The 21,461-nt window shown below is 70.8% G+C and carries 21 protein-coding genes; 6 read left to right on the top strand and 15 right to left on the bottom strand.

The features are described 5' to 3' along the window. Window positions 1-39 precede the first annotated feature (39 nt). Both OM076_RS40860 and OM076_RS40855 read left to right on the top strand, forming a co-directional pair. Window positions 40-660 carry a hypothetical protein gene (locus OM076_RS40860; protein WP_270045967.1) on the top strand — a complete coding sequence of 207 codons (621 nt, stop codon included), beginning with the start codon at window positions 40-42 and terminating at the stop codon, window positions 658-660. Continuing rightward, a complete protein-coding gene (locus OM076_RS40855) occupies window positions 657-1,400 on the top strand; it encodes an isocitrate lyase/PEP mutase family protein (RefSeq protein WP_270045966.1) in 744 nt (247 codons plus the stop codon). Before OM076_RS40860 ends, OM076_RS40855 begins: the two co-directional genes overlap by 4 nt. On the opposite strand, the gene OM076_RS40850 is transcribed toward OM076_RS40855, so the two are convergent. The 11 genes from OM076_RS40850 to OM076_RS40800 form a co-directional block, all read right to left on the bottom strand. Next, a complete protein-coding gene (locus OM076_RS40850) occupies window positions 1,387-2,325 on the bottom strand; it encodes an NADP-dependent oxidoreductase (RefSeq protein WP_270045965.1) in 939 nt (312 codons plus the stop codon). The two genes, OM076_RS40855 and OM076_RS40850, sit on opposite strands and share 14 nt — an antisense overlap. 168 nt (window positions 2,326-2,493) lie before the next feature. Beyond that, window positions 2,494-2,964 (bottom strand): 30S ribosomal protein S7, encoded by a 471-nt coding sequence (gene rpsG / locus OM076_RS40845; RefSeq protein ID WP_270045964.1) that lies wholly within the window; start codon window positions 2,962-2,964, stop codon window positions 2,494-2,496. Beyond that, a complete protein-coding gene (gene rpsL, locus OM076_RS40840) occupies window positions 2,964-3,359 on the bottom strand; it encodes a 30S ribosomal protein S12 (RefSeq protein ID WP_028059562.1) in 396 nt (131 codons plus the stop codon). Before rpsL ends, rpsG begins: the two co-directional genes overlap by 1 nt. A 23-nt stretch (window positions 3,360-3,382) precedes the next feature. Beyond that, window positions 3,383-4,216, bottom strand: a complete 834-nt coding sequence (locus tag OM076_RS40835; protein WP_270045963.1) for an ABC transporter permease — start codon at window positions 4,214-4,216, stop codon at window positions 3,383-3,385. Continuing rightward, complete coding sequence (locus OM076_RS40830) at window positions 4,176-4,955, bottom strand: ABC transporter ATP-binding protein (protein WP_270045962.1); 780 nt, start codon at window positions 4,953-4,955, stop codon at window positions 4,176-4,178. The genes OM076_RS40835 and OM076_RS40830 overlap by 41 nt, the downstream gene beginning before the upstream one ends. 8 nt (window positions 4,956-4,963) lie before the next feature. Next, window positions 4,964-5,383, bottom strand: coding sequence for a MerR family transcriptional regulator (locus OM076_RS40825; RefSeq protein ID WP_270045961.1), 420 nt, complete (start codon window positions 5,381-5,383; stop codon window positions 4,964-4,966). Next, window positions 5,383-6,846 carry an MFS transporter gene (locus OM076_RS40820; protein WP_270045960.1) on the bottom strand — a complete coding sequence of 488 codons (1,464 nt, stop codon included), beginning with the start codon at window positions 6,844-6,846 and terminating at the stop codon, window positions 5,383-5,385. Before OM076_RS40820 ends, OM076_RS40825 begins: the two co-directional genes overlap by 1 nt. Window positions 6,847-6,892: 46 nt before the next feature. After that, on the bottom strand, window positions 6,893-8,383 hold the full coding sequence (locus tag OM076_RS40815) for a phytoene desaturase family protein (protein ID WP_372518139.1): 1,491 nt from the start codon (window positions 8,381-8,383) through the stop codon (window positions 6,893-6,895). Beyond that, window positions 8,380-9,498, bottom strand: coding sequence for an alanine dehydrogenase (gene ald / locus OM076_RS40810; RefSeq protein WP_270045958.1), 1,119 nt, complete (start codon window positions 9,496-9,498; stop codon window positions 8,380-8,382). Before ald ends, OM076_RS40815 begins: the two co-directional genes overlap by 4 nt. Continuing rightward, on the bottom strand, window positions 9,499-11,076 hold the full coding sequence (locus OM076_RS40805; RefSeq protein ID WP_270045957.1) for a PucR family transcriptional regulator: 1,578 nt from the start codon (window positions 11,074-11,076) through the stop codon (window positions 9,499-9,501). It abuts the gene before it with no gap. 26 nt (window positions 11,077-11,102) lie between these two features. Then, window positions 11,103-12,494, bottom strand: coding sequence for an MFS transporter (locus OM076_RS40800; RefSeq protein WP_270045956.1), 1,392 nt, complete (start codon window positions 12,492-12,494; stop codon window positions 11,103-11,105). Window positions 12,495-12,572: 78 nt separating this feature from the next. Here OM076_RS40800 and OM076_RS40795 point away from each other — a divergent pair, with 78 nt between their 5' ends. Next, window positions 12,573-13,403, top strand: coding sequence for a MarR family winged helix-turn-helix transcriptional regulator (locus tag OM076_RS40795; RefSeq protein ID WP_270045955.1), 831 nt, complete (start codon window positions 12,573-12,575; stop codon window positions 13,401-13,403). Here the strand turns inward: OM076_RS40795 and OM076_RS40790 are convergent. Beyond that, window positions 13,397-14,266: a DMT family transporter gene (locus OM076_RS40790; RefSeq protein ID WP_270045954.1), complete on the bottom strand. Its 870-nt coding sequence runs from the start codon at window positions 14,264-14,266 to the stop codon at window positions 13,397-13,399. The two genes, OM076_RS40795 and OM076_RS40790, sit on opposite strands and share 7 nt — an antisense overlap. A 240-nt stretch (window positions 14,267-14,506) precedes the next feature. Here OM076_RS40790 and OM076_RS40785 point away from each other — a divergent pair, with 240 nt between their 5' ends. Continuing rightward, a complete protein-coding gene (locus OM076_RS40785; protein ID WP_270045953.1) occupies window positions 14,507-14,986 on the top strand; it encodes a hypothetical protein in 480 nt (159 codons plus the stop codon). After that, window positions 14,986-15,408: a protealysin inhibitor emfourin gene (locus tag OM076_RS40780; protein WP_270045952.1), complete on the top strand. Its 423-nt coding sequence runs from the start codon at window positions 14,986-14,988 to the stop codon at window positions 15,406-15,408. The genes OM076_RS40785 and OM076_RS40780 overlap by 1 nt, the downstream gene beginning before the upstream one ends. 34 nt (window positions 15,409-15,442) lie before the next feature. On the opposite strand, the gene OM076_RS40775 is transcribed toward OM076_RS40780, so the two are convergent. Both OM076_RS40775 and OM076_RS40770 read right to left on the bottom strand, forming a co-directional pair. Continuing rightward, window positions 15,443-19,060, bottom strand: a complete 3,618-nt coding sequence (locus OM076_RS40775) for a M14 family zinc carboxypeptidase (RefSeq protein ID WP_270045951.1) — start codon at window positions 19,058-19,060, stop codon at window positions 15,443-15,445. A gap of 150 nt (window positions 19,061-19,210) precedes the next feature. Continuing rightward, complete coding sequence (locus tag OM076_RS40770) at window positions 19,211-19,855, bottom strand: FHA domain-containing protein (protein ID WP_270045950.1); 645 nt, start codon at window positions 19,853-19,855, stop codon at window positions 19,211-19,213. A gap of 54 nt (window positions 19,856-19,909) precedes the next feature. Here OM076_RS40770 and OM076_RS40765 point away from each other — a divergent pair, with 54 nt between their 5' ends. Next, window positions 19,910-20,866, top strand: a complete 957-nt coding sequence (locus OM076_RS40765; RefSeq protein ID WP_270045949.1) for a putative metal-binding motif-containing protein — start codon at window positions 19,910-19,912, stop codon at window positions 20,864-20,866. Here the strand turns inward: OM076_RS40765 and OM076_RS40760 are convergent. After that, window positions 20,847-21,461 (bottom strand): MmyB family transcriptional regulator (locus OM076_RS40760; RefSeq protein WP_443732134.1); only part of this gene is annotated, 615 nt, incomplete at its 5' end. The two genes, OM076_RS40765 and OM076_RS40760, sit on opposite strands and share 20 nt — an antisense overlap.

Raw genomic sequence — 21,461 nt, 5'->3', positions numbered from 1 at the left:
GGCCGGCGCCGAAGCGTCGCGGGCATAGCGTTTGCGTCCATGCTGCTCGACGCCCCCGTGCCGGACCCCGGCCCACCCGGCCCGTACGGAACGATCGCGTGGCTGCGCGCGACCGTCTCCCGCTTCGCCAACGGCGAGACCCACGCCCGCCGCCGCGCGCTCGTCGAAGCGCTGCTCGCCGACCTCGACCCGGCCGAGCTGCGCGAGTCGGCACGGCGCGAGAGCAAGGTTGATCGGGCTCTGCCCGACGAACCTTGCTTTCGTCGCGCGTATATCCCCGTCACCGTGCTCGCGCAGGCGCTCGGGATCGCGGCCGAAGACGTCCCCGACGCGGTCGCCGCCACCCGCCTCGTCGCCGCCGCCTACCACCCGCACACCCGCGCGGACGGTGCCGACGCGGCGCTCAGAACCCTCCTCGATCTCCTCCCCGACGAAGAACCCGAAGCCGTCGCCGCGCGCGTCCAGCTCCTCGTGCAGGCGTGCGAGGCGACGGCTGGGCTCGTCCGGGGGGATGATCTGCCGGTGCCTGTCACCCGTCGCGTCAATGAGGACGGCGAGACCGTGCTCGTCGATCTCACCGGCCGGCCCTTCGGCGCCGGCTCGCGCCGCTGTCCCGGCGAAGCTCACGCCCGCGCACTGGTCGAGGGGGTCACGGGGTGATCAGCGCATTCAGAGCCCTGCATCGCCCCGGTGACCCGCTCGTCCTCCCCAATGCCTGGGATCACGCGTCGGCCGCCGCGCTCGCCGAGGCCGGCTTCCCCGCGATCGGCACGACCAGCCTCGGCGTCGCCGCCGCGCTCGGTCTGCACGACGGCGCGGCGGAGACCGCGCAGGCGACGATCGACCTCGCCCACCGGCTCACCCACCTCCCCGTCCCGATCACGATGGACATCGAGAACGGCTTCTCGACCGATCCCGCCGAGGTCGCCGCGTACCTCGACCGTCTCGGGCCGGTCGCGGGCGTCAACCTCGAGGACCAGCTCGCCGACCCGCATCACTTCGCCCAGGTGCTCGTCGCCGTCACCGCGCACGACGTCTTCATCAACGCGCGCATCGACACCTACTGGCTGGGCGATGGTGGCGTCGACGCCACGCTCGAGCGCGCGAAGGCCTACGTCGCCGCGGGCGCGGACGGCATCTTCGTCCCGGGCGTCAAGGAGCCGCAGGAGATCGCCCGGCTCGCCGAGGCGCTCGACGTCCCGCTCAACGTCCTCTTCCTGCCGGGCACGCTGACCGTGCCCCAGCTCGCCGAGCTCGGCGTCGCCCGCATCAGCACCGGCTCGCTCCTGTACCGCGTCGCCCACGGCGCCGCGATCGACGCCGCGCTCGGCGTCCGCGACGGGGGCCGCAGCTTCGCGGCCCCGCCCTACGCGGCCGTCGACGCGCTCAGCCGATCGTGAGCACGAGCTTGCCGCGCACGTGCCCCGCCTCGAGCTGCTCGTGGGCCGCGGCCGTCTCCTCCAGCGGGAAGGTCGCGGCGATGTGCGGGCGCAGGTTCCCCGCCGCCACCAGCGGCGCGATGTGCTCGCCGAGGTCGTACCCCGAGGGGCGGACGAAGACGTAGCCGGTCTCGTAGTGCTCGCGCTTCGCGGGCGGCGAAGCGATCGAGACCAGCCGGCCGCCCTGGCGCAGCGCGCTGAACGCCTGCTCCTGGCCGTCACCGCCGAAGAGATCGAAGACGGCATCGGCGCCGCCGCCGTGGGTGAGCTCCTTCACGCGCTCCGGAAGCGCCTCGTCGTGGTAGTCGACGGGCTCGGCGCCGAGCTCGCGGATGAAGTCGAAGCTCGACTCCGACCCCGAGGCGATCACCCGCGCGCCGCGGGCGAGCGCGAGCTGGATCGCGACGTGGCCCACGCCACCCGCCCCGCCGGTGATGAACAGCGTCTCACCGCCGCGCAGCCCGACCAGCTCGAGCGACTGGTGCGCGGTCAGCGCGACCAGCGGCAGCGCCGCCGCCTCCTCGAACGTCAGCTCCGGCGGCATGTGCGCGAGGTGTCCCTCGGGCACCGTCGTGAACTCCGCGTAGGTGCCGTACTGCAGGTCCTGCCGGCGGCAGTACCCGTAGACCGGGTCGCCGGGCTTGAACCACGTCACCGCGGGCCCCACCTTCTCGACCACACCCGCCGCGTCCCACCCGAGGATGACCGGGAAGTGGTACGGGAAGAGCCCCGCGAGCTTGCCCTGGCGAACCTTGTAGTCGACCGGGTTCAGCGCCGCCGCGCGGATCCGCACCAGCACGCCGTCCGGCGCGACAGGCGGCGGCTCCACGTCGAGCAGCTCGAGCGCGTCGCGCTCCCCCCATTGGTTCACCCCGATCGCCCGCATGAGGTGCAGTATTCCCCAGCGGGCAGCTCGCACGCCTGTCGGCGGCCGCCGAGCGTCGACTTTGTCGAGTACCACGCGAGAAACTCGACGCTCGCGCGCTGCAACCACGCCCGTTAACGACAACGCGCCGGCAAGCCGGCGCGCGAACAGCAACCTCGGAGCCGAGATCTACCAGCGGTAATGGGCGAAGGCCTTGTTGGCCTGCGCCATGCGGAAGATGTCGTCCTTGCGCTTGTAGGCGCCGCCCTGCTGGGACTGCGCGTCCATCAGCTCGTTGGCGAGGCGCTGCGCCATCGACTTCTCGCGGCGGTTGCGCGAGAACTCGACGAGCCAGCGGACGGCAAGCGTGCGGGCGCGAGGAGCGGGCACCTCGACCGGGACCTGGTAGGTCGCGCCGCCGACGCGGCGGGAGCGGACCTCGAGGACCGGCGTCAAAGACTTGATCGAGATCTCCAGCGCCTCGACGGGCTCCTTGCCCGTGCGCTCCGAGAGGATCGCCAGCGCGTCATACACGATGCGCTCGGCGGTCGACTTCTTGCCGTCCAGCATCACCTTGTTGATGACCTGCTGAACGAGCTTGGAGCGGTGGACGGGGTCCGGATCGATCGTCCGGCGACCTGCGGCTGCGCGACGGGGCATTACTTGGCCTTGACTCCGTATTGGGAACGGGCCTTCTTGCGATCCGAGACGCCGGCGGCATCGAGCGTGCCGCGGACGACCTTGTAACGCACGCCCGGAAGGTCCTTGACGCGGCCACCACGCACGAGCACGACGGAGTGCTCCTGCAGGTTGTGGCCCTCGCCGGGGATGTACACCGTGACTTCCATCGAGTTCGTCAGTCGCACACGGGCCACCTTGCGCAGAGCCGAGTTCGGCTTCTTGGGCGTGGTGGTGTAGACACGGGTGCAGACGCCGCGACGCTGAGGCGCGGCCACCTTCTTCTTGCGGCCCTTGCCGGACTTCAAGCCGGGGGTGGCGAGCTTCTTCGTCTTCGGGTTGCGGCCCTTTCGGACCAGCTGGGACGTCGTCGGCATACGGGGCCGGATGGTAGCAGCGCTTACAGCAGTGCCCGGGGGTACGCGCCGGTCGCCGCCGTCGCGAGCACTATCAGCCAGCCCAGACAGACCAGAATGTCGAGGTACGGATGCCCGCCGCCGAGCAGGAAGCCTCGCAGACCTTCGACCTCATAGGTGAGCGGATTCACGTGCGCGACGACCTTCAGCCACCCGGGCATGATCGCCAGCGGATACAGCGCGGAGGAGGCGAAGAACAGCGGCATCATCACAAGCTGTCCGATGCCCATGAAGCGCTCGCGCTCCTTGACCATCGACGCGATCAGCATCGACAGACAGGCGAACGCCGCCGTGCCGATCGCCAGCAGGACGAGCGCGCCGATCACGCCGTGGACGCTCCAGCGGAGCCCGATCCCGGCGATCGCCACCACGACCAGCAGCAGCGTGGCCTGGACCAGCGCACGGGTCGCGGCGCCCGCGGATTTGCCGAGCACGATCGCCGAGCGCGGCAGCGGGGTCGCCAGCAGGCGCTGGAGCTGGCCGACGTCACGCTCCCAGATCACGGCCAGTCCGAAGAAGATCGCGACGAACATCGCCGCCTGCGCCATCACCCCGGGCGCCAGGTAGGCCTGGTAGTCGATCCCGCCGGTCGGGATCGAGCGCAGCCGGCTCATCGCCCCGCCGAACACGAACAGCCACAGCAGCGGCTGGACGGACCGCGTCAGCAGGTCGAGCTGGTTGTGGCGCAGCTTGCGCCACTCGGTCAGGGCCATCGCGAACGTGCCGTCGGCGAGCCGGCGCAGCGGACCGCCCGCCAGCGCGACGGGACGGGCGCGTTCAGCCGAGGCGGCGGGCGACGCGGCGCTGGGAGCGGACATCGCTGATCCTCCCTTCGTCGGAGATCACGCGGCCGGTGACCGCGCGGAAGACGGCTTCCAATGACCGCTCGCCGTGGCGCGACAGCAGCTCTGAGGGCGTGCCGAGGTCGACGATCCGCCCCGCGTCCATGATCGCGAGCCGGTCGCAGTGGCGCTCGGCCTCCTCCATCAGGTGCGTGGTGACGACGACCGTCGTCCCCGCCTCGGCGCGCAGCGCGTGCACCCGCTCCCACACGAGCTCGCGCGCGGTGGGATCGAGGCCGACGGTCGGCTCGTCGAGGAAGAGCACCTCGGGACGGTTGAGCAGCGCCGTCGCGATCTCGAGCCGCCGCAGCATGCCGCCCGAGAACGTGCGGGCCAGGCGATCGAGCATCGGCTCGAGCTCCATCGCCTCGACGGCCGCGGCGATCCGCGCCGTGCGCTCGGCCCGCGGCACCCCGGTGACGCGCGCGTAGAAGTCGAGGTTCTCCGCCGCGGTCAGACCGCCATCAGCCGAGAGCGCCTGCGGCACGTAGCCGATCGAGGCGCGGACGGACAGTGCGTCGGAACCAACGTCGAAGCCCGCGACCAAGGCGGACCCCGACGCCGGCTTGAGGAGCGTGGTCAGGACCCGCAGCGTCGTCGTCTTGCCCGCCCCGTTAGGCCCGAGCAGCCCGAAGACCTCGCCGCACTCGATCTCCAGCGAGACGTCGTCGACCGCGGTCAGCGCGTCGAAGCGAACCACGAGCGAATCGGCCACCACCGCGCTCATACGACGCGCTCGCGCAGCAGGTGCGCCAGGCGCTGGCGGCGCTCGTTGAGCTCGGCCTCGAAGGTCTCGAGCTCGTCCTTGCGCCGCCCCACGATCGCGAGCAGCGAGTCGGTGTGGGCCTGCGCCGCCTCAAGCAGCCGGTGCCGCTCGGCCGGGTCCGAGGTCTCGTGGTACTCGCGCCGCCGCCTGGCCCGCTCGTCCTCGCCGTGCATTACGACCTTCAGCTCGTCGAGCGTCAGACCGAGCATCTGCTTCAGGCGCAGCAGCTCGCGCACGCGCGCGACATCGTCGGAGCCGTATTCGCGATGCGACCCCGCGGCGCGCTCGTCGGACCCCGGCAGCAGCCCGATCTCCTCGTAGTAGCGCACGGTCCGCGGGGTCGTCCCCGCCGCGCGCGCCAGCTCGCCGATCCGCATCAGTCCCCCTTCGGCCGCATCAGGCAGATCCCGCCGCCGACGAGCGACGTCAGCGCCAGCACCCACAGCGCCGTGTGCATGTTCGCCACGAAGGGCTCCAAAGTCGCGTCGGACAGGCCCGTGGTGACGCCCGAGAAGATCTTGAACAGGGTGTCCTTGGGCACCGAGGAGGTCACGACCGCCAGCACGAACGCGATCGAGATCACCGCGCCCGTGTTCTGCAGGACGGTCCGCGCGCCCGCCGCGATCCCGCGCCGGTAGGTCGGCACCGTGCCCATCATCGCCGCGGTGTTGGGGCTGTTGAACATGCCCGAGCCCACACCCACCACGAATAGCCACAGCGCCGACCAGAAGTACGCGGTGTGCACGCCGAGCATCGTCATCCCCGCCAGCGCGATCGCGCTCACGACCATCCCGGCGGCCGAGAGCATCCGCGACCCGCGCTTGTCGGCCCACACGCCCGCGAGCGGCGATGCGATCAGCATCCCGATCGCCATCGGCGCCAGCTCGATCCCCGCCGTGATCGGGTCCTGGCCCTTGACGCCCTGGAAGTAGAAGACGAACAGGAACATCAGCGCGAACCGCGAGAGCCCGTTGATGAACGCGGCGCCCGTGGCGGCGGCGAACAGGCGGTTCTGGAAGATCGTCAGGTCGAGCATCGGCGCGCGATGGTGGCGCTCGATCAGCACGAAGATCGGCAGCAGCACGACGCCGGCGACGATGCCGCCGATCGTCATCGGATCGCTCCAGCCGTTCAGGCCGCCGCGCGAGAGGCCGAACACGAGCCCGGTCAGCCCGAGCACGAAGACCACCACGCCCGGCACGTCGTAGCCGCGCACCTTGTCGGGCTTGGCCAGCTCGCGCAGGATCAGCGCCGCCCACAGGGAGCCCAGCAGCGCGAACGGGACGTTGAACCAGAAGACCCAGTGCCAGGAGATAGCGACCAGCGCGCCGCCCAGGACCGGGCCGATCACGAGGCCGACGGCGGCGACCATCGTGTTGGTGCCCATCGCCAGGCCCAGCTGCTCCTTCGGGAAGGCGTCGGTGACCAGCGCGGCGGAGTTGGCGAACAGGAACGCGCCGCCGATCCCCTGCAGCACCCGCCAGACGATCAGCTCCGTCCCGCCGCCCGCGAACCCGGCGCCCAGCGACGCCAGCGCGAAGAGCACGAACCCCGCCACGTAGGCCTGCTTGCGGCCGAAGAGATCCGACAGGCGGCCGGCAAAGAGCACCAGCACCGTCGAGGAGATCATGTAGGCGAGGATCACCCAGACGAGCGAGAGGATGCTCGTCCCCAGCGCCCGCTCGAGGTCGGGAAGGGCGATGATCAGCGTGCCCGAGTTGATCGTCGCCAGGAGCATCCCGAGGCTTGTGCACGACAGGGCCCACCACTTGTAGTGCTCGTGCTCGGCGTGGACCCCGATCCTGCGCCGGCGAGCCGTTGCTGCTGTTTCGATCGCCATAGAACCAGATGTTAACGTCAACGTCAGGTTCTTCGTGAGCGTCTCCTCATCCGTCGAGGACCGCCATCGCCGCGTTGTGGCCGGGGATCCCGGACACGCCGCCGCCCCGCCGCGCACCCGCCCCGCACACGAACACGTTGGCGTGCGGCGTCTCCACGCCCCACGTCCCCACCTCGGCCTCGGTCTCCGCGAACGGCCACAGCAGGTCGCGGTGGAAGATGTTCCCGCCCGGGAGGCCGAGCTCGGCCTCGAGCTCGACGGGCGTCCGCGCCTCCAGGCACGGCTCGCCCGAGGGCGCGATCCACAGGCAGTCCTCGATCGGCTCGGCCAGCACGCTGTTCAGCGACGCGAGCGTCGACGCGATCGCCTGCGCCTTGGCGACCGACGGCTCGCGCTCGAACAGCCGTGCGGGCATGTGCAACCCGAAGCAGGTCAAGGTCTGCGCTCCCGCCTCGCGCAGCTCGGGGCCGAGGATCGAGGGATCGGTGAGCGAGTGGCAGTAGACCTCGCAGGGCGCCAGCTCGGGGACCAGCCCGCTCTGGGCCTGCCCGTACGCGAGCGCGAGCTGGGTGGCGGCCTCGTTGACGTGGAACGTCCCCGCGAACGCCTCGAACGGGTCCACCGAAGGGTCGCGCAGCCGCGGCAGCCGCTTGAGCAGCATGTTGAGCTTCAGCTGCGCGCCTTCGGGTCGCGGGTCCGGGGCCGGCTCGCCCAACAGCGACGCCAGGACGGCGGGCGCGGCGTTGCAGAGCACGTAACGCGCCTGCACCGATCCACCCTCGTAAAGGATTTCGGCCGCGACCCCGTCGGTCTCGATCGAGGTGACCTCGACGCCGAGCTTGATCTCCGCGCCCGCACCGTACGCGATCCCCGCCAGCGCGCCCGTCAGCGCGCCCATCCCGCCCACCGGCACATCCCAGTCGCCGGTCCCGTTGCCGATCACGTGATACAGGAAGCAGCGGTTCTGGCGCAGCGACTCGTCGTCGAGGCCCGCGAACGTCCCGATCAAGGCGTCGGTGGCGACGATCCCGCGCTCGAAATCGTCCTCGAAGTAGCGCGCGAGGACCTCGCCGAGCGGCCGCTCCACCAGCGCATCCCAGATCGCGTCGTCACCCACGCGCGCCCGCAGGGCGTCGCGCGAGACCAGCGGCTCCGTCAAGGTCGGGAAGACCACGCGCGCGACGTGCTCGGTCATCGCCTGGAAGTCCGCCCAGTGGCGGTTCGGAGGCCGGGTGGTCCGGACCAGCAGCCCGGTGCCGTCCGGGCGCGGCGTATAGGAGGACACCGAGCGCCGGCGCAGCTCGATCGCCAGCCCGAGCTCCGCCGCGATCGCCCGCGGGAAGAGCGAGACGAGGTACGAGTAGCGCGAGAGCCGCGCGTCGACGCCCGCCCACGGCCGCTCCGACACGGCCGCGCCGCCGACGTGGTCTGAGCGCTCGAGCACGAGCACCGACCGCCCCTCCCGGGCGAGGTACGCGGCCGCCACCAGGCCGTTGTGGCCCGCGCCGATGATCACCGCGTCGTACAACGCGGTCAGCCCGCCAGCGCCGCGAAGAGCTCGGTGTACGGCTGGCCCGTCGCCTCGGCCACCGGCTGGTAGGTGACCTTGCCGCCCACGACGTTGACGCCCTTGGCCAGGCCCGGGTTCTCGCGCGAGGACTGCTCGACCCCGGCGTCAGCGACGTGCAGGACGTACGGGAGCGTCGCGTTGGTCAGCGCGCGCGTCGAGGTGACCGGCACCGCGCCGGGCATGTTGGCCACGCAGTAGTGCAGGACGCCGTCGACCTCGTAGACCGGGTCGGAGTGCGTCGTCGGGCGCGAGGTCTCAAAGCACCCGCCCTGGTCGATCGAGACGTCCACGAGCACGGCCTGGCGCTTCATCAGCGAGAGCTGTTCGCGCCGGATCACATACGGCGCCTTGGCGCCGTGGACGAGCACCGCGCCGATCACCAGGTCGACCTCCGGCAGCCGCTGCTCGATGTCCAGCGTCGACGCGTAACACGTGTCCGCGCGCCCGTTGAAGGCGATGTCGAGCTCGCGCAGCCGGTCGATGTTGCGGTCGTAGACGTAGACCGTCGCCTCCATCCCGAGCGCGATGAACGCGGCGTTCATGCCGACCACGCCGCCGCCGATGATCATCACCTTCGCCGCCGCCACGCCGGGCACGCCGCCGAGCAGGATCCCGCGGCCGCCGAGCGGCTTCTCGAGCATGAAGGCGCCCGCCTGCGTGGCGATCTTGCCCGCGACCTCGCTCATCGGCGCCAGCAGCGGGAGCCGTCCGCGGGCGTCCTCGACGGTCTCGTACGCGACGCACGTGGCGCCCGACTCGACCAGCCCGCGCGTCAGGTCGGGGTCCGGCGCCAGATGGAGGTAGGTGAAGAGCGTGTGGCGAGGCTCCAGCAGCGCGACCTCTGACGGCTGCGGCTCCTTGACCTTGACGATCATGTCCGACCACGCGAAGACCGCCGGCGCGTCGGCCAGGATCCGCGCGCCCTGCGAGGTGTACTCGTCGTCGGCGATCGCCGAGCCCTCCCCCGCTCCCGCCTGGATCCCGACTTCGTGGCCGTGCTCGACCAGCTCGCGCACGCCGGCCGGCGTCAGCGCGACGCGGTACTCGTCCGTCTTGATCTCGGTGGGGACGCCGACCTTCATCTAGGTCCTTTCGGTATGAACCAGTTCCCGGCCGCGGAGCGCGAGCCAGAAGTCAATGCGATCCCGCGCGCTGTCCAGCGAGCGGCCCGTCAGCTCTTCCACGCGCCGAATCCGGTAGCGCAGCGTGTGACGGTGGCAGAACAGCGCCTTCGCTGCGCGCTCCCATTGCCCGTTGCTCTCGATGAACGCCTCCAGCGAGCGCATCAACTCGCCGCCGTACGCGCCCTCGGACTCCTCGATCGGGGCCAGGATCGAATCGCAGAAGAGCCGCAGCGCGTCGTCGTCCTGCAGTGACAGCAGCAGCTGGAAGGAGCCGAGGTCGCGGTAGGTGGCGAGCTTGACCATGCCGTTGGCCACCCCGTTGGCGGAGAGCTCGCGGGCCTCCAGGGCGCAGCGCGCCTCGTGGAAGCCACGGCGCAGCTCACCGGGCGAGACGGTGCGCCCGGCACCGCCGCCGAGCGGCTCGCCCGCCACCCGCGCGACCCGCGCGTGCAGGCGCTCGGCGAGCGCGAACAGCTCCTCGTCGCCCGAGGCCGGCAGCAGCGCGCACAGGAACTTGCCGGTCGGGGCGACCAAGCCGCCGCCCGCCTCCTCGCGCACGGCGCGCACGAGCTCCTCCTCCGCCGGCCCACGCGCCGCCCGCGACGGCGCCAGGACGAGCACGCCTACGCGATCGCGCAGCCCGAACGGCTCCAACCGCCGTGCCAGCTCCGGACCCGCCAGATCGCCCGTGACGAGCGCGCTGATGACGTCGCCCGCCAGGCGGCGCTCGGTGTCGTCGACGACGCGCCGGCGCAGCAGCTCGAGCGCGACGATCGTGACCGCCTGGTGCAGCGTGAGGCGGTCGAGCTCGGTCAGCGCGCCCGCGTCCTTGGCCGCGACCAACCACGCCTCCGGCGGCGGTCCGTCCCCCCGCGGCGCGGGCTGCGCGGCCCGCGCCACCGGCAGGGCGAGCGCGCCCGGCGCCAGCGCGCCCGGGACGAACCCGCGCCGCGCCCCCGCGTGCACCCGCTCGCGCATCTCCGCCGAGAGCTCCGCCACCGGGGCCTCTCCGCGCCGTGCCAGCAGCTCGCCGCGGCCGTCGTAGATCAGCGCCGGGCCGCCGATCAGCGACGCCAGTTCCGCCGCGACGCCGTCCAGCCCGCGCTCGGAGAGGACGACCCGCTCGAGCCGCTCGTGGGCGGCCAGCGCGCGGCGCAGGACCGCGTACTGCTCGTTGACCAGGTGCGAGAAGGCCTTCTCGGTGATCGCGATGAACGGGAGCTCGTAGGGAACCGCGAAGAGCGGGAACCCGTGCGCGGCCGCGGCGGCCAGCAAGGGCTCCGGCAGGCGCTCATGCCCGAAGCCGACGCCGAAGCCCAGGCCGGTCAGCCCGTGCGCGGCGAGCCGGGAGACGTAGGCCTCGGCGTCGTCGCCGATCGCCAACCCCGTGGTGAGCAGCAGCTCGCCTCCCGACAGCCACGGCGTCGGATCCGAGAGCTCCGAGATGTGCACCCAGCGCACCGCGCGATCGAGCCCCGCCTCTCCGGCGGCGATCTCCAGCTCCAATTCGCGCAGCAGGGCCCGCAGCGGCAACATGCCGCGACGAGCCTATCGCCGCGCGCTCAAGAGGGCGACGAGCTGACGAAATCCTTGCTCCGGATGAGGATGAGCGACGTGAACGCCGCGAACAGGGCGAGGATCGCGCCGACCAGCAGGATCGCGTTGAGGCCGTCCACGAGCCCGACCAGCGGGTTCTGCCCGCGAGCCTGCGAGACGTGGTGGGAGAAGATCGTCCCGAGCGCGGCCACGCCCGTGGCGATGCCCACCTGCCGCAGCGTGGAGTTGATCCCGGAGGCCATGCCCGCCCGCGCCGGCTCGACCACGCCGACCGCGGTGGACGCCAGCGGGACGTTGATCAGGCCCGCGCCCACGCCGGCGACGATGAACCCGGGGATGAAGTGCGTCCAGCTCCCGCCTGGCTCCAGGCCGCGCATCAACAGCAGGGCGATGCCCACGAGCGCGAACCCGGGCCCGATCAGGAAGCGGATGGGCACGTTCTCGGTGGCGCGGCCGGCGATCGCGGCGGTGACGAAGATCGGCCCGGAGAGCACGAGGAAGCGCACGCCGACCTCGATCGCCGACAGGTGGAGCCCCGTCTGCATGTAGAGCACGAGATAGGGGAACGCGGCGAACAGCGACGCGGAGATCGCGAACGCCGCGATCAACCCGCCCACGAACGTCGGCTTGCGGAACAGCGAGAGGTCGAACATCGGCCGCTTCTGCAGCAGCTCGGCGGCGACGAAGGCGAGCAGCAGGACCACGGAGGCGATCAGTGACACCCAGACGCCCGTGTCCGACCAGCCGTCCTCGCTGGAGCGGATCAGGCCGTAGACGAGCGCGGCGAGTCCGAGGCTGAAGGTGACGAGGCCGAGATAGTCGACCGGGCGCGGGTTGGGGTCACGCGATTCCTCGACGGCGCTCAGCGTCACGTACAGGGCCCCGACCCCGACCGGGATGTTGACCAGGAAGATCCAGCGCCAGGACAGGCCGCTGGTCAGCGCCCCGCCGATCACCGGGCCGACCGCGACCGCCACGCCCGTGACCGCACCGAAGACGCCGAAGGCCACGCCGCGGTCGCGCCCGTGGAACGCGTTGGCGATGATCGCCAGGCCGGTGGCGAACATGATCGCGCCGCCGATGCCCTGGAACGCGCGGCTGAGGCTGAGGAAGGTCGAGTTGCCGGACAGGCCGCACAGCAGCGACCCGAGCGTGAAGACGACGATGCCGATCGCGAACAGCAGCCGGCGGCCGAAGCGATCGGCCAGCGAGCCCGCGGTGAGCTGGAGCGCCGCGAGCGTCAGCGCGTAGGCGTCGATCACCCACTGCAGGTCGGACAGGGATGCGTGCAGCGCGATCTGGATGTCCGGCAGGGCGACGTTCACGATCGTGACGTCGAGCAGCAGCATGAAGACGCCGGCGGCGACGGCGACGAGGGGCAACCACTTGCGGTCCATGCCTTCCACCCTATCTTCAGATCGACTTATCGTCAATTTGCCTAATCATGTGGCTCACGACGTATAGTGGTGTACGGCGTGGACCGCCTTCTGGATTACACGGGCTACCTGCTGCGCACCGCCTTCATGCGCGCCGCGGCGATCTCCGCGCGCGAGTTCGGCGAGGAGGGCCACCCGCGCGACGTCGGCGTCCTGGCCACGTTGCAGGCGCTCGGCCCGCTCTCCCAGCAGGACCTCTCCGAGCGCCTGAGCGTCAATCGCACCGTCATGGTCAAGCTCATCGACGGCCTCGAGGCGCGCGGCTTCGTCGAGCGCGTTCGCAACCCGCAGGACCGGCGCGCGTACGCGCTGCACGCGACACCCACCGGGTTGGAATACATGGGCGCGATGCTGCCGCGGATGGTGCGCGCCGAGGCGGAGCTGACCGCGAACCTCTCACCGGGCGAGCACCAGCGGCTCAACGCCCTGCTGCGGCCGCTGATCGCCCCGCCGGCGCCGCCGCTCGCCGACCGCACGGGCTTCCTGCTCTCCAAAGCCCATCACCGCTTCCACGACCGTGCGGACGCGGTGCTGGAGCCGTTCGGCATCCAGGTCCGCCAGTTCGGTGTGCTCACCCGCCTGGCCGACGGCACCAACTCCCAGCGCGAGCTCGCCGACCGGCTGCAGGTGAGCACGCCGGTCGTGGTCGAGCTGGTCGACGCGCTCGAGGCGGCGGGGCTGGTCGAGCGCCGGCGCGATCCGGCCGACCGGCGCCTTAACGCAGTGCACGTCACGGGGGAAGGCCGCGACGTGCTGGGGCGCGCTACCGCCGTGCTGCTGGCCGCGAACGAGGACTTGACGCGGCCGATCGGCGAAGCGGGTGACCGCGAGCTGCGGTCGCTACTGCGAAAACTCCTGGGTTATCAGTGAGCTGCGTTGACCGCGGCCGCGCGAACCGGCGGCGGCGTGACCAGCGCGGCGGCGACGACCAGCACGAACGCGAAGGCCTGGACGCAGATGCCGACGGTGTCGGAGGGCATCGGGTCGCCGAAGACGACGATGCCGCCGAGGATGCAGGAGACGTTCGCCGCGGTCGAGGTGGCGGCGATGACCGGGACGGCCTCACCGTCCTGCAGGCCGCGGGCCGAGGCGTAGAAGGCGATGACCGAGGCGCCGACCGTGACCGCGAGCCAGGGCGAGGTGACGACCCCGGCGATCCCGTCGGCGCCGGTCAGGCCCTTGATGGCGATGTCGGAGACGCCGAAGAGCACGCCCGCGGCGGCGCCGAGCATCACGCCGTGGTGGTGATCGGGCATGCCGAGGTGCTTGCCGCCGATCAGCAGCGCGCCGATGACGAGCATCGCGCCTTCGAAGAGGATCATGCCGACCAGCGAATAGCCGGAGTGAGCGCCGTGGACGGCCGGGAGCGTGATCACGAGGAGCATCAGACCCAGCGCGGTCATGGCGACGCCGACCCACTGGCGACGGGCCACCTGGAAGCCGAAGATCCGCTCGGCCATGACGGCGAGGATCACGACGCCGGTGGAGAGCACGGCCTGGACGACCGACAGCGGGGCGTAGGCGAGGGCGGCCACGTGGAAGATCCACGCGCCGGTCGCGACGGCCATGCCGATCGCGAACCACTTGCAGCTGTAGAGCTGCTTCGCCGTGCGGAAGGGATGACGGACGTCGACCGTCGGGGCCTCGTTCGCGCCCTTGTGCTTATAAAGAAAGCCCAGCTGCGTGGCGATCGCGCAGGTGAACGCCAGCAAAATGCCCAGATTCAGCGACAACGTGTCCTCGTACGTCGAATGAGTAGAGATTCCTCGCCAGCCACTCTGAAAAGTGACCTCCCCAGCGATTCCTTCTCTACATCGGTCCACGGCCCGCGACCCTTGAGTGCGGATCGCGCCAGCCTAACGTCCCGTATGAAGATTCCCTCAAGACTCGGCGCGTAACCTCCCCCATTGGGGTGGGCCTGTGCGATTCGAGGCGCTCAATAAGAGTTTTGCGAGAGGTCTGGGTCCTGACGCGTGACACGACCGTTGCTGTTGATCGACGTGGACGGCGTCCTCTCGCTCTTCGGCGCGGCGCGCGCGGAGCCTGGTTCTGTGTTGCCGACCCTGGTCGACGGCGTCCCGCACCTGCTGTCGACCAGCGCGGCGTCCGTCTTGCGAGATCTCGCCCCCACCTTCGAGTGCGTGTGGTGCACGGGCTGGAAGGATCGCGCCGACACCCACCTGCCGCACCTCCTGGGCCTCCCCGCCGGCTGGCCGCACGTGCGCTTCGCCGATCGCCCCGGCTACGGGGGGCACTGGAAGCTCGGCGGGATCGACGCGTTCGCCGGCCCTGATCGCCCGCTGGCGTGGATCGACGACCACCACGACGCGGCCTGCCGCGCGTGGGCCGCCGCTCGCCCGGGCCAGACGCTGCTGGTCACCACCGAACCGGACCTCGGTCTCATCCCGGCGCAGCTCGCGCGCGTGCACGAATGGCTCGAGACACTGGACTGATGAGAGTCCTGCTCGCCACCGCGCTCGCCCTGCTGGTCGTCGCCTGTGGCAACGACGCGACGCCCGCCTCGGCGCTGACCGGCACGCTGAAGTACACCCGCTCAGGCGGGATCGCCGGCGTCAGCGTCGGCACGACGATCAAGGCCGACGGCAACGCGACCTTCGACGACCGGCGCAACGGACAGCGTAAGGCCAGGTTGACGAAGGCCGAGCGCGACCGCCTCACCCGCCTCATCCGGGCGGCCGACCTCGCCCACGTCAAGGCCGACGGCAAGTCCGAGTGCTGCGATCAGTTCGAGTACTCGCTGAGCTACCGCGGGCGCACGCTGCGCTGGAGCGACGCGCACTTCCCGAAGCCGCTGACCAAGCTGTCGGGTGAGCTGGAACGGCTCATCACCAAGTACGGCAGCGGGCCCGGCTGATCGCTCGAGCCGGGCCCGCGTGCAGTGCTGCTGTCTACGGAGTGGTCGTGGACAGCGTGAACGTCAGGGTCTTGGAGTACGGACCCGTACGGAGCGCCTCAGTGCGCCCGATGGTCTGCTTGAACGTCATCGTCACCGCGTCGTTCGACTTCGGCGCCGAGTAGGTCAGCAGCGTCGTGGGAGCGGCGGAGCCGCCGACCGGCTTGAAGGCCGAGCCGGTGCCACCGGCACTGGTGGCCATGGCCTGCAGCGGCTGGGCGAGCGTGAACGTGCCGTTCATGAGCTTGCCCGTGTTGATGGCGCTCGGGTCGGCCACCGAGAGGGCGGCGTCGCCGGCGGTGGTGACGACCGTGGCCGTCGTCGCCGCGGTGTAGTCCTTGTCGACGCCCGGGGTGAACGCGCCGAACGACGGCGCGGTACCGAGGGTCAGACCGAGCGTGGCGCCGACGGAGCCACCGACCGTGCCGCCGGTGTTGACGGCGTCCAGGACGCGGTAGTTGACCGTCTTGACCGTCACGTTGCCGACGGCGTCGGTGGCCGTGATGGTCAGGACCTGCATGCCGGCGGTGCCGGTGGGCAGGTTGGAGCCCGAGGCGGTGGAGCCGACGCAACCGTTGGTGGTCGCGATGCCGGAGCCGCCGGCCTCATCCGCGCACGAGAACGTGAGCGGGACGGGCTGGCCCTGCGTGTACACCGCGCCGTCGGCGATGTTGGTGGTGATCGTCGGAGCGACCGTGTCGAGCAGGAACGACTTCGTCTGCACCGCGGCCGTGTTGCCCTTGATGTCGACCGCCAGCCACTTGACCGTGTTGACGCCCGGAGTCGAGAGCGTCAGCACCTGGCCGACGCTGCGGGCACGCTGTGCCTCATACGTCGGTGACGACAGGGTCGGCGTGGAGCCGTCCGTCGTGTAGTGGATGACCGACGGCTCGCTGTCCATCGAGAACCGGAAGTTGATCGGGCTCTTGGACTGCGTGACGCCGTCGGCGTCGAGCGTCGTGGTGGGCGGCGTGACGTCCTTGCCGTAGGCGTACGCGGACTCGACGAGGCCGAAGTTGCCCGCGGCGAACTCGAGCGCCTCGTCGCGACCCTCGTTGGAGAGGGAACCGTTGGTCGGGCAGGAGCCCTGACCGCCACCGGTGCCGACACCCGCGAAGCACGGCTGGAAGCCGACGATGGTGGCCGCGGTGCCCGTGCTCGTGCTGAGGATGCGGTCCGCGCCGGTCTCGAACGAGTAGCTGATGACGCCCTTGCGGTACCACGCGTCATCGGCCGAGTTACCGGCCGCGCTGTAGAGCACGTCGGCGATCGGGCCCGTGCGCTCCGGCAGGATCACCGTGCCGCGCGAATCCTTGATGCGCTTGAGGATGTTCTCGCCCGCATCGAAGAAGTACTTCTCGATGCCGATGTTCGGCGCCGGCGACGTCGTGCGGAAGCCGTCGTTCTTGTACGCGCCCGGCGCCCACATGAAGTAGCCGCCGTAGGAGTGGATGTTGTTGGCGAACTTGATGTTCGGGAACGTGTCGAGGACCCAGCCCTCGTTGCGGGTCTCCGGCTCGGAGTACTCGGACGGGCCGGCGTAGGTCTCGCTGGTGCAGCTCGTCGAAGCGCCGAAGTAGCCATCGAAGAGCGAGTACGAACCGCTGTTGCGGTTCATGTCCGTGCCCCACGTGGTACGAGCGGCCGGGTCGGAGTTGCCCGTGGCGGGGCAGTAGTTGGGCATCGTCTTGCGCTGCACGCTCGAGTCGTACATCGAGTAGTGCGCGCCGTCCGGGTTGGAGTTCGGCGAGATGAAGACCTCGACGTTGTCCAGGAGTTCCTTGGTGTACGGGTCGGTCGCGTAGTTCTCGACCAGCTCGTGTGCCGTCTGCAGGCAGGTGAGGCCGGTGGCCCACTCGCGAGCGTGCTGCTGGCAGAACAGGAAGACGCCCGGCTTGGTGCCGTCACGGTGCGAGCCGATGCGGTACAGGTGCTGCTGGAACGGACCGCGCGCGACGCTTGCGGGAGCGATCAGGAAGTCGTCCAGGTTGACCCGTGCACGCACCGGGACGATGCCGGCGCCCGCGTTGCCGCGGTACGTCATCGCCGTCAGGAGCGCGGCGGCCTCAGGCTTGGCGTTGATCGCGGCGACGACCTGAGCGGCCGTCGAGTTCAGGGCGCCCGCGGCGTCGGTGCCGAGGAAGACCTCGACGAGCTTGCCGTTGACCGCGACGCTGAGCGGCCGGTTGGCGCCGGTCTGGCTGCGGAACTCGGACATGACCTGATCGCCGCCGTCCTGACCCCAGTCCTTGGAGGTGAGCACGACCGCGGAGGCCTGCGCCGCCGCGGCGCTGCCGAGCACCGGCTGGACCTTGAACGTGAAGTCGCCCAGGTCGCCCTGGAAGCCCGAGACCACGAAGGTGTACGTGCCGGCAGTGGTCAGCGTGCGGTTGATGACCTCCGGGCTCGTGCCCGTATCGACCGTCTGCAGGGTGGCGCCGGAGGGATCCTTGATCGCCAGGATGAGGTCGGTCGAGCCGGACGGGACGCCGTCGACGGTGGCGAGGATGGCCTGCCCCGCGGTAGCGGTGAACGGGATGTTCGCGACCGGCTGCGCGGCCGTGATCTCACCGGTGGTGTCCAACAGCGGGTCGCCGACGAGGGCGGCCGGAGCCGTGCCGATGCCGTTGGAGCCGGACATGATCGCCTGCGACTTGCGCTGGTAGCCCGACGTCTTCTCCGGCATGTTCACGACCGACATCAGGTTCGGGTTCGCCGCGGCGAGCGCGTCGAGGTCCGCCCGGTTCTCGGTCGGGTCCATGTAGTGCGTGAAGAACGGGGTGTTCTTGAAGCCGGCGACGTGCGGCGGCAGGTCCTTGCCGAGCCACTCGGTGACCGGGAAGGTCTCGACGCTGGCGGACGCGCCGCCGGTGGTCGCCGCGGTGGCGATGCGGATCGTCTTGAGGTCGGTGACGCCCGCGGGGAGGCGGATCAGCTGCCGGTGGTACATGTAGTAATCCGGCGTCGGATCGGTGTCCACGAAGCGGCCCATGTTGGTCGCCGTCGCGTTGTAGACGCCGTCAGCGCCCGCGTAGGTGAGCGCCAGGGTCGGGCCCGTCACCGTGGTGGTGCCGGTGACCTTGGTCGACTTGTTGAACGCCTCGACGTAGAGGAAGCGCGCCGTCGTCGTGCCACCCGAGGGGCCGACCACGTCGGTGAATGTCACCGCGCGCTGGATGACGGTGTCGCCCGGGGTCGGGACGACGGACTTGCCCTGGAACTTGGTGCCGCCCTTGGGCATGCCGTTCTCGGCGAGGTCGGCCGCGAGGGCCTCCTCGTCCAGCACGGCCTGACGCTGCTCCATGCGGATCGAGCCCGTGTTGGAGTCCTCGATCGTGGCGCCGATCGTGTAGCCGGCGGCCTTGAGCTGGCCCAGATCCTCAGCCGTGGCGAAGACATTGAGCATGATGCTGCCGTCGGCCTCGACGCGCTTGTACTCCGCGGCGTCGTAGTGCTCGACGACGGAGTCGACGGCGTCTTGGTTCGGGACCGTGACCTCGACCAGCGACTCGTACGGGTTCCCGTCGCCGGCTGCCGCGTACGCGATTCCTCCACCCGACAACAACAACGCTGACGCACAGCAAAGCGCGGTCAGCGACTTCTTCCCGACCATGGGCAAGTCCTCCGTCTGTGTAGACCCTCGGGCCGTCACCCAGGTGACAGCCCTCCTCGCGGCATATATGAACAGATCCTTAAGGGCCGCGCCAGATCTGCCCGTGGATGTCCCTCCACAGCCCGGTCTAACGTTCAGGACACCCGGCACTCAGAATTCGTGCTGGCGCACCACACCATTCACCAATGCGACGGCCGCCAGGCGAGCGCGTTTCTGGTTCTGCGGAAGGTCATCGAGTCCGAAGCGCTCGAAAAGCACCCGCAAATGGGCCTTTACCGCATCGACCGAGAGGTGGATCTCGTCCGCGATGGCCTTGTTGGTGGCGGGCGCGGCGTAGGCCGAGTCCTTGAGCGGGCGACAGAGCGCGACCAGGACCTTCCGCTGGTTCTCGCTGAGCGGGACGGTCGACGTGCCGAGCTTGATCGCCGCCGTGGACTCGGCCTCGGCGTCCGTAGGCGCGCGGAACACGACCGGCGTCTCGCCGAACACGATCCGGTCGCCGTCCTTCAGGCGCCGGCGGCCGTTGACGCGCTCTCCGTTGACGAACGTGCCGTTGCGCGAGAGCCCGTCGTCGACCACGATCCAGTCGCTGCCGACCGGTTCCACTTGCGCGTGCAGGCGTGAGACCTCGGTGTCCCACGGGAGGGCGACGTCGCGCTCGGAGCGCCGGCCGACCGTCACGGGCCCGGCCAGGGCGAGGATGACCTGCGTTCCGCCGCCGTCGCGGTAGAGCAGGAACGGCACGCCGCGGCGCTCGGCGTCCAGTCGGGCCTTGACGTCGGCGGGCGAGGTCATCGCCCGAACTTACCCCAAGGTTGAGCCAACCCGATCCCGGCAGACTGGGCCCGGATGAAGGCAGGATCGTTCGCGGCCGCATTCGTGCTCGCCGCTGTGTTTCCCGCCGTCGCCGATGCAGCTCCCGCGCAGGTTCCGTGCACGGACATCGGCAACGGCCACTACGAGTGCAGTTGGTACCGGCCGGGTGACGGCTATTCCGGCGGCTCGCTCGTCGTCGTGGGCACCACCACCGTCGGCTATCTCCCCCAGGGCAAGAACTGGATCATCTGCCAGCAGGCCGGCGGGGATATGCGCAACGCGGAAGGCAATCGCAACAACTGGTACGGCTGGACCGAGGCCGAGAACGGCAAGCTGGGCTGGGCGAGCCCGTTGGACGCGGTCGGCGGCGACGACTACGGCAACTTCGGCGGCGGGGCGCCCAACTGCAACGGCGCCCACGGCTCGCCCCCGAGCTGGACGGGCGTGTGGGGCGTCGGCCCCGATCCCGCGCCGCCTGGCTCGGCCCCGACCCCGGCGCCCGCGCCCAAGGTCGACGTCGACAAGGACGGCTACACCGCGGACGTCGACTGCGACGACCTGGACCGGCACGTCCACCCAGGCGCGCCCGAGGTGCCCAACGACGGCGTCGACCAGGACTGCAGCGGCGCCGACGCCGCCGGCCGCCTCAGCGCGGTCATCGGATTCAGCTGGACCAAGCACGGGTCGTCGATCAAGGTCAAGACGCTGCGCGTCAGCGAGGCCCCGCCGGCCGCGACGGTCACCGTCACGTGCTCCGGCAAGCGTAAGGGCTGCCCGAGGCCGAAGACGTTCGCCGCCAGCGCCAAGGGCGGCGTCTCGATGACCAAGATGTTCCGCACGCGGGTGAAGGCGGGCGCGACCATCACCGTGGAGGTCTCCTCCCCCAACACCGTCGCCCGCGTCAAGCGCTACACGATCCGCCGCAAGGGCGACCCACGCACCCAGACGCTCTGCCGCGCCCCGGGCGCGCCTAAACCGACGCGCTGCTGAGCATCCCCAACCGCGAGAGGGCGGTTGCCGCGGTCGTACCGGGCTGCGCGCTGTAGACCAGCAGCGCCAGCCCGGCCTCCCCGGGCACGGTCAGCCGCTCCCACTCGAGCTCGAACGCACCCACCTCGGGATCGGTGAACGCCTTGCGCCCGTGGGTCTTGTCGCGCACGTCCTGCGCGGCCCAAAGCGCAGCGAAGACGGGCGAGGCGTCGAGCAGTTCCTCGACCAGCGCGCGCAGGCGGTCGTTGGCGGGGTCGCGGGTGAGACCGAGCCGGAGCGCTCCCGCGGCCTCCGCTTCGACTTCCCCGGGCGCGACGAGTCGCGCCCGGTAGCCGGCGTCGGTGAAGACGAGCCGCGCGATGTTCGGCTTCCCGTCGAGCCCGCCGAACAGTCGCGCCGCGGCGGAATTCCACGCCAGCAGGTCGAGGGTCGCATCGAGCACGTACGCGGGCAGCGGCTCGACCGCCTCGACGATCCGCACCAGCGCGGGCCGCAGCGCGCCGCCGGCGGCGCCGGCCCAGCCGCCGTCGCCAGCCGCCGCGTCGCCTGTCGCGACCTCGCCGTCCACACCCTCGCGGCGCGCGCTGCCGCCCGC

Source organism: Solirubrobacter ginsenosidimutans (assembly GCF_027587205.1).
Note: the sequence above shows the minus strand (reverse complement) of the source record. Positions and strands in the feature narration are given on the sequence as shown.

What these genes read in the sequence shown, in the direction of transcription:
- OM076_RS40860 (WP_270045967.1), top strand. Translation starts at nt 40, where the DNA reads ATGCTGCTCGACGCCCCCGTGCCGGACCCCGGCCCACCCGGCCCGTAC.
- OM076_RS40850 (WP_270045965.1), bottom strand. Translation starts at nt 2,325, where the DNA reads ATGCGGGCGATCGGGGTGAACCAATGGGGGGAGCGCGACGCGCTCGAG.
- rpsG (WP_270045964.1), bottom strand. Translation starts at nt 2,964, where the DNA reads ATGCCCCGTCGCGCAGCCGCAGGTCGCCGGACGATCGATCCGGACCCC.
- rpsL (WP_028059562.1), bottom strand. Translation starts at nt 3,359, where the DNA reads ATGCCGACGACGTCCCAGCTGGTCCGAAAGGGCCGCAACCCGAAGACG.
- OM076_RS40835 (WP_270045963.1), bottom strand. Translation starts at nt 4,216, where the DNA reads ATGTCCGCTCCCAGCGCCGCGTCGCCCGCCGCCTCGGCTGAACGCGCC.
- OM076_RS40825 (WP_270045961.1), bottom strand. Translation starts at nt 5,383, where the DNA reads ATGCGGATCGGCGAGCTGGCGCGCGCGGCGGGGACGACCCCGCGGACC.
- OM076_RS40820 (WP_270045960.1), bottom strand. Translation starts at nt 6,846, where the DNA reads ATGGCGATCGAAACAGCAGCAACGGCTCGCCGGCGCAGGATCGGGGTC.
- ald (WP_270045958.1), bottom strand. Translation starts at nt 9,498, where the DNA reads ATGAAGGTCGGCGTCCCCACCGAGATCAAGACGGACGAGTACCGCGTC.
- OM076_RS40805 (WP_270045957.1), bottom strand. Translation starts at nt 11,076, where the DNA reads ATGTTGCCGCTGCGGGCCCTGCTGCGCGAATTGGAGCTGGAGATCGCC.
- OM076_RS40800 (WP_270045956.1), bottom strand. Translation starts at nt 12,494, where the DNA reads ATGGACCGCAAGTGGTTGCCCCTCGTCGCCGTCGCCGCCGGCGTCTTC.
- OM076_RS40780 (WP_270045952.1), top strand. Translation starts at nt 14,986, where the DNA reads ATGAGAGTCCTGCTCGCCACCGCGCTCGCCCTGCTGGTCGTCGCCTGT.
- OM076_RS40775 (WP_270045951.1), bottom strand. Translation starts at nt 19,060, where the DNA reads ATGGTCGGGAAGAAGTCGCTGACCGCGCTTTGCTGTGCGTCAGCGTTG.
- OM076_RS40770 (WP_270045950.1), bottom strand. Translation starts at nt 19,855, where the DNA reads ATGACCTCGCCCGCCGACGTCAAGGCCCGACTGGACGCCGAGCGCCGC.
- OM076_RS40765 (WP_270045949.1), top strand. Translation starts at nt 19,910, where the DNA reads ATGAAGGCAGGATCGTTCGCGGCCGCATTCGTGCTCGCCGCTGTGTTT.